Consider the following 10811-nt stretch of genomic DNA (forward strand, 5'->3'; position numbering starts at 1 on the left):
GAATTATCAAATGCAAAAATCATTCCTTTGTCATTCTCCTGACAGCTAATTGACAAAAAATAAATGGAAAAAGAAAGGATTGGGAGTATATAATTATCAACTAAAATAGAATGGTTTTTTGTTAATAAATCATTGAAATTAGTTCTCTGATTTGGTGAAAAAAAAGCGAAGTTTTCGTATATTGGCACGTTTTGAAATAACTTATAATAACATTAATTAAATACTTATGTCTGAAGGAGAAAAACTAATTCCTATTAACATCGAAGACGAAATGAAATCAGCCTACATCGATTATTCGATGTCTGTAATTGTATCACGTGCATTGCCTGATGTTAGAGATGGTTTAAAACCAGTACACCGTAGAGTTCTTTACGGAATGTATGATTTAGGAGTTTTTTCGAATAGAGCTCACAAGAAATCAGCCAGAATAGTTGGTGAAGTTTTAGGTAAATATCATCCTCATGGAGATACATCGGTTTACGATGCCATGGTGCGTATGGCTCAAGAGTGGAGTTTGCGTTATCTTTTAGTAGATGGTCAAGGTAACTTTGGTTCTGTAGATGGGGATAGTCCGGCAGCGATGCGATATACAGAGGCCAGAATGCAAAAGATTTCTGAAGAAATCATGGCTGATATTGAAAAAGAAACGGTTGATTTTCAATTGAATTTTGACGATACTTTATATGAGCCTAAAGTAATGCCCACCAAGATTCCCAATTTATTAGTTAATGGTGCATCGGGAATTGCGGTTGGTATGGCTACCAATATGCCACCTCATAATTTAACAGAAGTTATTAATGGTACTTTAGCCTATATTGATAACCATGAAATTGAAATAGATGAATTGATGAATCATATCAAAGCCCCTGATTTTCCAACGGGTGGTGTAATTTATGGATATGATGGAGTTAGGGAAGCCTTCAAAACAGGTAGAGGCCGAATTGTAATGCGAGCCAAAGCCGGTTTCGAAGAAAGTAATGGAAGAGAAGCAATCATTGTAACTGAAATTCCTTATCAAGTTAACAAAGCGGATATGATTAAAAAAACCGCTGATTTGGTAAATGAGAAAAAAATTGAAGGAATTTCAAACATTAGAGATGAATCGGATAGAAATGGAATGCGAATTGTTTATGAACTGAAACGCGATGCTGTTCCCAATGTGGTTTTGAATACACTTTACAAGTACACACAACTTCAGTCTTCTTTTAGTGTAAATAATATTGCTCTTGTAAATGGTAGACCTCAAATGTTGAATCTAAAAGATTTGATTCATTATTTTGTGGAACACCGTCATGATGTAGTAGTTCGAAGAACCCAGTTTGATCTTCGAAAAGCTGAAGAAAGAGCTCATATTTTAGAAGGTTTAATCATAGCTTCAGATAATATTGACGAAGTTATAGCATTAATCCGAGGTTCTAAAGACGGAGATGAAGCCAGAACCAAATTGATTGAACGCTTTTCTCTTTCAGAAATACAAGCTCGTGCCATCGTAGAGATGCGTTTGCGTCAACTTACCGGATTAGAACAAGATAAGTTGCGTGCCGAATATGAAGAAATCATGAAGTTGATTGCTCATTTGAGAGAATTACTTGCCAACAAAGACTTACGTATGAATTTGATTAAAGAAGAATTAATCGAAATACGTGATAAATATGGAGACGAGAGAAGATCTACCATAGAATATGCCGGAGGTGATGTAAGTATTGAAGACTTAATAGCCGATGAAAACGTGGTTATTACCATCTCACATGCCGGTTATATTAAAAGAACGCCTTTGTCTGAATACAAAACTCAAAATAGAGGTGGGGTTGGTCAAAAAGGAGTAGCAACACGCGATCAGGATTTCTTGGAGCACTTATTTGTTGCTACCAATCACCAATACATGTTATTCTTTACCCAAAAAGGAAAATGTTTCTGGATGCGAGTATATGAAATACCAGAAGGCAGTAAAACTTCAAAAGGTAGAGCAATTCAAAATTTAATAAATATTGAAAATGACGATAAAGTAAAAGCTTTCATCTGTACTCAAGATTTAAAGAATGAAGAATACATCAATAGTCATTATGTAATTATGGCTACCAAGCAAGGTCAAGTTAAAAAAACCTCTTTGGAACAATACTCTCGTCCGAGACAAAATGGTATTGCGGCCATAACCATTAAAGAAGATGACGAATTGTTAGAAGCTAAATTAACCAACGGAAAAAGTCAGATATTAGTTGCTGTTAAATCCGGTAAATTGGTTCGTTTCGAAGAAAGCAAAACCCGTCCTATGGGAAGAAGTGCATCTGGTGTTCGTGGAATTACCTTAGCAGATGATAAAGATGAAGTAATTGGCATGGTTTCTGTAAATGACATGAACAGTGAAATTTTGGTCGTTTCTGAAAATGGATATGGAAAACGCTCTTCATTAGAAGATTATAGAATTACGAATCGTGGTGGAAAAGGTGTGAAAACACTTAATATCACTGATAAAACCGGTAAATTGGTTTCTATCAACAATGTGACAGATGCTGATGATTTGATGATTATCAATAAATCAGGTTTAACCATTAGAATGGAAGTTTCTGATTTACGTGTAATGGGAAGAGCCACACAAGGAGTTCGTTTAATCAATATCAAAGGAAATGATTCAATCGCGGCAGTAACTAAAGTAATGAAAGAAGAAGTTGCAGAGGAAGTTGACTTTGATGATGTGAGCGAAGAAATCAAAAATCAACACACTGATTTAGATGAAAACAATGAAACCCAAGAATAATTACAAACTAAAATTAAATAAATACCATGAAAAGTAAATCCTTATTAGCGGCTTTTGCTTTACTTATTGCTTCTGGAGTCTATGCTCAGAAAGATGAAATGAAGGCAGTTGAAAAAGCTATGAAAGACCCAAATCCACAAGTTTTAAAAACAGCATTACAAAATGCTGAATTTATATTAAACTCAGGAACAGATGCCGATAAAGCACAGTTTCTTTTTATCAAAGGAAATGCGTTATTGAATCTTGCAGATAAATTGCCTGCAGAAAAAGGAAAAAGCTTGATTCAAGCTTCAAAAGCTTATCAAGAATTAATTGCTTTGGAGAAAACAATGGGTAAAGCCAAATATTCCTCTCAAGCAACGTCATCTTTAGCTACATTAAAAGATAAATTGATAGGTGCAGCTATTGATGATAATAATGCCAAAAGGTTTAAGGAAGGAACTGAAAAGTTATATACCATTTACACTTTAAACCCAAAAGATACTATTTATCTATACTACGCAGCTAGTGGTGCGGTTAATGCTCAAGATTATGATTTAGCATTGACTTATTATGAAGATTTAAAAAAATTGAATTACTCCGGTAAAGGTGTTTCTTATTTGGCTACTGACAAAATAACAAAAGAGGAGATCTCTTTTTCTTCCAAATCAGAAAGAGATTTATATGTTGGTAAAGTGGGTACTCATGAAAAGCCAAGAGATGAAAAAATTCCATCAAAACGAGGAGAAATTTTACGTAACTATGCCTTGATTTTGGTTCAAAAAGGAGAGAATGCCAAAGCCATGGCTGCAGTTCAAGAAGCACGAAAAACCAATCCTGAAGATTACTCATTAGCTTTAACCGAAGCCAATTTGTACCTGGAGGCTCAAGACTTTGCTTCTTATACCCGAATTATTGAAGATGTAATTAAAACCAATCCAAATGAACCGGATTTGTATTACAACTTAGGCGTTATTTTGTCTAAAGCCAATAAAATTGAGGAAGCAGAGAAAAATTATTTGAAAGCAATTGAATTGAATCCCAAATACACCAATGCCTTTTTAAATTTAGCTATTTTAAAATTAGATTTAGATACTAAAATTGTTGAAGAAATGAATTCATTGGGTAACTCTGCGAAAGATAATAAAAGATATGAAGAGCTAAAGAAAGAGCGTGAAAAAGTATTTAAAGCAACTTTGCCTTACCTTGAAAAGGTTGTAGAATTGGAACCCAACAACAAAGATGCAAAACAAACATTATTAAATGTTTATTCTTCGTTGGACTATTCTGATAAATACAAAGCTTTAAAAGCTACAATGGATTAATTTGAATATGATATTCCATAAAAAAACCCGATGTAAATCGGGTTTTTTTTTATGTTGTAGCTTTTTTTCTTCTAAAGATGTAGTAGAATCCGATAAGAATAAATGGGATACTTAACCATTGTCCTGTAGACAATCCGTTAAATAGCGTGTATTTCTCAAAACCACCCTGACTTTCTTTAACAAACTCAACCCCAAATCGAACCGACCATAGCAACACCATGAAAACTCCAAAAAGAAATCCTTCTTTTTTGCGAGCATCGGTTTTCCAATATAAAATCATTAGAATGGCAAATACCAATACATACATTACCGCCTCATAAAGTTGTGAAGGATGTTTTGCTGGAACTTTTTCTAAGAATTGAGCATATTCCGGCGAACTGGTTAAAGCTTGGTATGCTTTTCGAGGTTCTGCAATTTTAGTAATTTCTACAGCATCTCTTTTGGAATAGAAGTCTTGCACAAATTGAATTCCCAACGACGATTTAGTCTCGTGACCTATGATTTCAGAATTAAAAAAGTTTCCCAATCTCACAAATACAGCACCACTGGCAACCGGTATTACTACTCGGTCTAAAACCCATAATAAAGATTGCTTCATGATTTTTTTACTAAAATAAATCATAAATATAATAATGGCAATAGCAGCTCCATGACTTGCCAAACCGGAAAATCCGGTAAATTCAAAATTAGGTTGGGTTCGGATTGGAAGAAGTATACTAAGAGGATCTTCTCTAAAAAGTTCTGATTGATAGAAAATAACATGACCTAAACGAGCTCCAAGTAATGTGGCTATAACCGTGTAAATAAACAAACTATCTAGTTTTTCCATAGGTTCATTTTCACGAATGAATATGTATTTCATTACATACCAGCCTACAGCAAAGGCTACTACAAACATTAAACTGTAATACCGAACCATAAAAGAACCTAACTCAATTCCTTCTGATGGATTCCAAACAAAACTCAAAACGGGTAAATTCATAAACCAATTATTTGAAGTAAATGTAAATTATTTTTAGGCAAATCCCAATTCAGATTTAATAATTAAATCTTAAAAAAAAATTAAGGAACCGGGTCATAACCACTACCTCCCCAAGGATGACATTTTGAAATCCGAATTAGAGCCAGGTAAATTCCTTTGAAAACTCCGTGTTTTTTTAGAGCCTCTGCGGCATAATGAGAACACGTAGGTTCATATCTACAAGTAGCCGGAGTAAGAGGTGAGATGAGAATTTGATACAGACGAATCAAAAAAAGAAAAGGAAATTGTATGATTTGTTTGAATATATGCATCCACTTGAATTAGTTTACACTAAAACTTGTTCCTTCTTTACCATCTTTTAATTGGATGCCAATAGCCAACAATTGGTCTCTAATTTGATCGGAAAGAGCAAAGTTTTTATTTGCTCTAGCTTCGTTTCGCATTTGTATCATCAAAGCTACTACGTTTTCCAACTTATCGGTTGTGTCTTTGTTTTGATTTTCGGGTGCAATTCCAAGCACATCAAAAATGAAAAGCTCTAATGTATTTTTTAAATCAGTTATAGCATCAAGAGTTAAACTTTCTTTTTTGTCGTTTACCAAATGAACCATACGAATGCCTTCAAACAATTGAGCGATCAGAATAGGTGTGTTGAAATCGTCATTCATGGCATCATAACAGCTTTGTTTCCAATCTGAAATTGATAAAGTAGAAGTCGATGACGGAACCAAATGGGGTAGCATTTGAAAGCCTTCCATTAACCTGTTAAATCCTCTCTCGGATGCCAAAATGGCATCATTAGAAAAATCTAATATACTTCTATAATGAGCCTGTAACATAAAAAACCGTGTTACATTGGGGCTAAAAGCTTTTGATAAAATGTTATTTTCTCCGGTAAATATTTCATTAGGTAAAATATAATTCCCGGTCGATTTGGCCATTTTTTTCCCGTTTAAGATTAGCATGTTGGCGTGCATCCAAAAACGAACCGGACTATGACCTGTACAAGCTTCATTTTGAGCAATTTCACACTCATGATGCGGGAATTTTAAATCCATACCTCCACCATGAATGTCAAATGTTTCGCCTAAATACTTGGTGCTCATGGCTGTACATTCTAAATGCCAACCCGGAAATCCAATTCCCCAAGGCGAGGGCCATCTCATGATATGTTGCGGTTCGGCTTTTTTCCAAAGGGCAAAATCTTGAGGATTTTTTTTATCAGAAACCCCATCCAAATCTCGTGTGTTGGCCAACATATCTTCAATGTTTCGACCGCTTAATTTGCCATAATGATTGGTTTCATTGAATTTGACAACATCAAAATAAACAGAACCATTTGCTTCATAGGCAAAGCCGTTTTCAATAATTTTGGCAATAATTTCTTGTTGTTCTATTATATGACCGGTAGCTGTAGGCTCAATACTTGGAGGTAAAAAATTGAGTTTGTGTAAAATGTTGTGAAAATCTACGGTATACCGCTGTACAATCTCCATGGGCTCCAATTCTTCCAATCTCGCTTTTTTGGCTATTCGGTCTTCACCAACTTCAGCATCATTTTCCAAATGTCCGGCATCAGTGATATTGCGAACATATCGAACTTTATAACCCAAATGCAGTAAATATCTGAAAATGACATCAAAACTCATGAAAGTCCTAACATTGCCTAAGTGTACATTACTATATACGGTAGGACCACAAACATACATACCTATATTGCCTTCATGAATGGGAGTAAAGATTTCTTTTTCTCCGCTTAGCGAATTGTATATTTTTAAAGTTTGATTTTGATAGAGTTTCATAAATACTATTTGATATCAATCTATTTTGAGTATAATTGAAAATAACAGTTAGAATTTGGTATCCAAATTGATGTAATCCAAAAATTCTCTTCTTACATTTTCTTCTTTAAATTTTCCGCCAAATTCAGAGGTTACCGTACTACTTTCAATATCTCTAATTCCTCTTGAATTTACACATAAATGTTTGGCATCAATAACACATGCTACATCTTCTGTATTAAGAGCTGTTTGAAGTTCTTTTACAATTTGCATAGTGAGTCTTTCTTGAACTTGAGGCCTTTTAGCATAATAATCAACAATGCGATTCATTTTTGATAATCCAATAACCTTTCCATTGGAGATATAAGCTACATGAGCTCTACCCACTATGGGCAATAAATGATGTTCGCAAGTTGAATAAACGGTTATGTTTTTTTCAACCAACATTTCACCATATTTGTATCCGTTTTCAAATGTTGAAGAACTGGGTTTTTTATTGGGATTGAGTCCGCCAAAAATCTCTTTAACAAACATTTTAGCAACCCGATTGGGAGTGCCTTTCAAACTATCATCTGTCAAATCCATACCTAAAGTGGTTAGAATTTGAGTTACATCTTTTTTGATAAGCTCTATTTTTTGTTCATCGGTTAAATCAAATGCATCTTTTCGTAACGGATTTTCAGTTGAAGAACCTATGTGATTATCTCCTAATTCGTCAGCTTGCGATTCTGTATTTATCATTATAAGATAGAAAATAATTAATATGTAAATTTAAGTTTGCAAAGATATACAAATTGCCTCTAAATAAATAGTCCTTTTTGTGGAACTTAAAAAACCAAAATTTTAAGATATTATTTACTTAAAATTATGTAAATTTCCGACCTTAAATTTTTTTTAGCATGAGTTCAAAACTACTATCTATTTTATGTTTGGTTCTGTTTTTCAGCCCATTCAATGCTCAAAACCTATTGACAAATGGCAATTTTGAGGCTGGAAATACCGGATTTCAATCAGACTATAATTTAACAAATCCCGGTTCGGGTCAGGCCAACAGTTCGCCTAGACAATTTGCAATTACAACCAATCCGTTTTTGCTTAACACGAATAATTTTGTTAACATAGGCGATCGTACCTCAGGAAGTGGGCTAATGATGGTTTTTGATGGTGCTACGAGTTCTGAACGAATTTGGTTGACTAATGGTGATGTACTTTTGCAAGGGGGGTCAACTTATGTTTTTACTTATTATATTCATTCTGTAAATGCTACCAATCCTCAAGCTGAAATAGGTTTTAGAGTTATGAGTGGTGGAACCAATACTTTCAATGGTAGCTATACCCTAAACGGACCATCAAATGGTTGGCAAGAGGTTTCATATACTTTTACAGTTTCCGGGTCTGGAAACCAATACAGAAGATTAGAGCTTTTCAATATTAATACGAGTGCTGTTGGGAATGATTTTGCTATTGATGATTTGTCATTACGATTGCAAACTCATTTATCGGTTACTCATTCTCAAATTAATGTGAGCTGTTTTGGTGCTGCAGATGGATCTATTGTAGCTTATGGGGTAGGAGGTATAGCACCATTTACTAGTTATACTCTTTCAGGAGCCGCTACTGCAACCAATTCTACTGGTGTATTCACCGGATTGGCTCCGGGAGTTTATACAGTTACCGTTACCAATTCAATAGGAGATGTCGTTTCATCCAATCCTATTACCATAACTCAACCCAATAATATAACGGTTTCTCCAAATACATCTGTTTGTAGCGGTTCTTTTGCTAATTTAACGGTTTCAGGTGGTGGAAATTATTCTTGGACTTCTTCTCCTACAGATCCTTCAATTTTAAATCCAAATAACTCTACGATAACGGTATATCCTACAGTTGCTACTACCTATACAGTAACTTCAACACAAACTTTAAATAGAAATTTGGTTTACAATGGCGATTTTTCTCTCGGAAATAATGGCTTTACAACCGAATATCAATATTTAGACCCAATTAATCCGGCCGGTGTTCAAGGAGCTTATGCCATTGTTCCAAACTCTCAAACTTGGTTTGCCGGATTTTCAAATTGTACCGATCATACTACCGGAACCGGTAATATGATGGTAATGGATGGTTCGATTGCAAATTCCGGAAATGATAAATTTTGGTGCCAAAAAATTCCGGTTGTACCGGGTAGAGTATATACCTTTTCGTATTGGGTACAATCGGTTGCAACAGGAAATCCTGCTCAAATTGAAGTTCTTGTTAATGGGGTTTCTATAGGAATTAATACAGCTCCTGCAGGTGTTTGCGGTTGGGAACAAAGAACCTATACATGGAATTCCGGAACTGATACATTGGCCGAAATTTGTATGGTTGATAGAGTTACAGCAGTTGCCGGAAATGATTTTGCCATTGATGATATCTCTTTTTCAACCACAGAATCTTGTGTTCGTTCTGCATCTGTAAATGTTGCGGTAAATGTAAGTAATGCTACGGCTACAATTAGTGGTTCTGCCACCATTTGTCCGGGTACTACTGTTTTAACTTTTAATGGTACGCCCAATACTACAGTTGGATTTCAATCAAGCACCGGAGCATTTTATTCGGTTTCTCTTAATGCATCCGGAACCGGTAGTTTTACCACTCCTTTTCTAACAGCAACAACAACTTATTCTTTAGTTAGTATCTTTCAGAATCCTCCCGGCTGTTCCAGAACTATCTCAGGTTCGGCAGTTATAACAATTGCACAAAACGGTTGTGCTACGGTTATTGCGGGAGACGTTGATTTGAATACCAATGTGTCTCCTTCTTGTGAAGCAGGCGAATGTAGAGTGCTTACAGCATCCTATGTTGATTTAGGTTCAACAACTTCATATAGTGTAAGTCAGATTGATTATTGTCCTCAGGCTGCATTTAATGACCCATCATACAACCAAATTAGTTTGACAATTGATGATAGATGGTCAAACACGATTACGCTTCCATTCCAATTTTGTTTTTTTGGTAATCTTTATTCCACCTGTCACGTAGGTTCCAATGGTACTATTTCATTTGATCCTTCAGTTGCACCAAACTCTTTTAGTCCATGGGCTCTTGGGGGATTGACTGTCCCCAATCCTGCGTTTCCTATACGAAATGCAATTTATGGAGTGTATCAAGATACCGACCCTCAAAACTCCCCACCAGATATTAGTGCTAGTTGGAAGTTAGAAGGAACCTATCCTTGTAGAAAATTGATTGTTAATTTTTACCGCTTTGGGCAGTTCCAATGTGGTCAAAGTGTAGGTCTTCAAACCTATCAAATGGTTCTTTATGAAGTTTCTAATATTATTGAAGTTTATATCCAAAACCGAACTCCTTGTACAACATGGAATAATCCTCCTGGAGGTGGGGTAGTTGGTATACAAAATCAGGCAGGTACTATAGGTTATGTTCCTCCTGGTAGAAATACAAATACGCAATGGTCTGCTCAAAATGAAGCTTGGCGTTTTACACCTAATGGGCCTTCGGCTACAACCTTTGAATGGTTAGAAAATGGTAGTCCTTTCAATCCTCCTCGAACAGGAACAACACTTAATGTTTGTCCTGACGAAACAACAACCTACACTGCTGTTGCTACCTACAACCAATGTGGTTTAATTACAACGGTTTCCAGAAGTATTCTGTTGGAGGTTTATCCTGATGAATCTGAAGATCCTATTGATTTGGTTCAGTGTTCTAATGAATTTGACTTAACTCAAAATACACCAATTATTTTGGGTACTCTTAATCCAAATGATTTTGAAATTGAATACTTTTTATCTCAAGGAGATGCTGAGATTTTTGCAAATCAAATTTCAAACCCAACCAATTTTATAAGTTCTGGACAAACCATTTATGCCGGTATTCAAGATGTTAATACAGGTTGTATACGAGTTAAGTCTTTTGAATTGATAGTATCTCCATGCGGATTAAACCCACAACCCACTCCATTATTTGCTTGTGATGATCTATCT

At 35.2% G+C, this 10811-nt stretch carries 6 protein-coding genes and 1 pseudogene; 3 read left to right on the forward strand and 4 right to left on the reverse strand.

Translation table 11 applies throughout. The features are described 5' to 3' along the window. Positions 1-226 precede the first annotated feature (226 nt). Together gyrA and V7M80_RS11000 are read left to right on the forward strand one after the other, a co-directional pair. Positions 227-2755 carry a DNA gyrase subunit A gene (gene gyrA, locus V7M80_RS10995; RefSeq protein WP_333696100.1) on the forward strand — a complete coding sequence of 843 codons (2529 nt, stop codon included), beginning with the start codon at positions 227-229 and terminating at the stop codon, positions 2753-2755. 26 nt (positions 2756-2781) lie between these two features. Further along, positions 2782-4059 (forward strand): tetratricopeptide repeat protein, encoded by a 1278-nt coding sequence (locus V7M80_RS11000; RefSeq protein ID WP_333696101.1) that lies wholly within the window; start codon positions 2782-2784, stop codon positions 4057-4059. A gap of 49 nt (positions 4060-4108) precedes the next feature. Here the strand turns inward: V7M80_RS11000 and lgt are convergent, their stop codons facing one another. From lgt to folE, 4 genes are all read right to left on the reverse strand, one after another. Beyond that, on the reverse strand, positions 4109-5041 hold the full coding sequence (lgt, locus tag V7M80_RS11005; protein WP_333696102.1) for a prolipoprotein diacylglyceryl transferase: 933 nt from the start codon (positions 5039-5041) through the stop codon (positions 4109-4111). An 80-nt stretch (positions 5042-5121) separates the two neighbouring features. Then, complete coding sequence (gene yidD, locus V7M80_RS11010; protein ID WP_333696104.1) at positions 5122-5352, reverse strand: membrane protein insertion efficiency factor YidD; 231 nt, start codon at positions 5350-5352, stop codon at positions 5122-5124. A gap of 9 nt (positions 5353-5361) precedes the next feature. Continuing rightward, the gene (gene cysS, locus V7M80_RS11015) at positions 5362-6843 is read right to left on the reverse strand and encodes a cysteine--tRNA ligase (RefSeq protein ID WP_333696105.1); all 1482 of its coding nucleotides are present in this window, start codon (positions 6841-6843) and stop codon (positions 5362-5364) included. Positions 6844-6891: 48 nt separating this feature from the next. After that, entirely contained in the window at positions 6892-7563 is a 672-nt protein-coding gene (gene folE, locus V7M80_RS11020; RefSeq protein WP_333696106.1) for a GTP cyclohydrolase I FolE, read from the reverse strand. 158 nt (positions 7564-7721) lie between these two features. On the opposite strand from folE, the pseudogene V7M80_RS11025 reads away from it, so the two are divergent. Continuing rightward, positions 7722-10811: pseudogene (locus V7M80_RS11025) on the forward strand (hypothetical protein); the annotation flags it as partial.

Origin of the sequence: Flavobacterium sp. (assembly GCF_036759525.1) — a bacterium.
In the GTDB taxonomy this organism is placed as follows: Bacteria; Bacteroidota; Bacteroidia; order Flavobacteriales; family Flavobacteriaceae; genus Flavobacterium.

Excerpts from the sequence above, each read along its gene's own strand:
- folE (WP_333696106.1), bottom strand. The coding sequence starts at position 7,563 with ATGATAAATACAGAATCGCAAGCTGACGAATTAGGAGATAATCACATA.
- V7M80_RS11000 (WP_333696101.1), top strand. The coding sequence starts at position 2,782 with ATGAAAAGTAAATCCTTATTAGCGGCTTTTGCTTTACTTATTGCTTCT.
- lgt (WP_333696102.1), bottom strand. The coding sequence starts at position 5,041 with ATGAATTTACCCGTTTTGAGTTTTGTTTGGAATCCATCAGAAGGAATT.
- cysS (WP_333696105.1), bottom strand. The coding sequence starts at position 6,843 with ATGAAACTCTATCAAAATCAAACTTTAAAAATATACAATTCGCTAAGC.
- yidD (WP_333696104.1), bottom strand. The coding sequence starts at position 5,352 with ATGCATATATTCAAACAAATCATACAATTTCCTTTTCTTTTTTTGATT.
- gyrA (WP_333696100.1), top strand. The coding sequence starts at position 227 with ATGTCTGAAGGAGAAAAACTAATTCCTATTAACATCGAAGACGAAATG.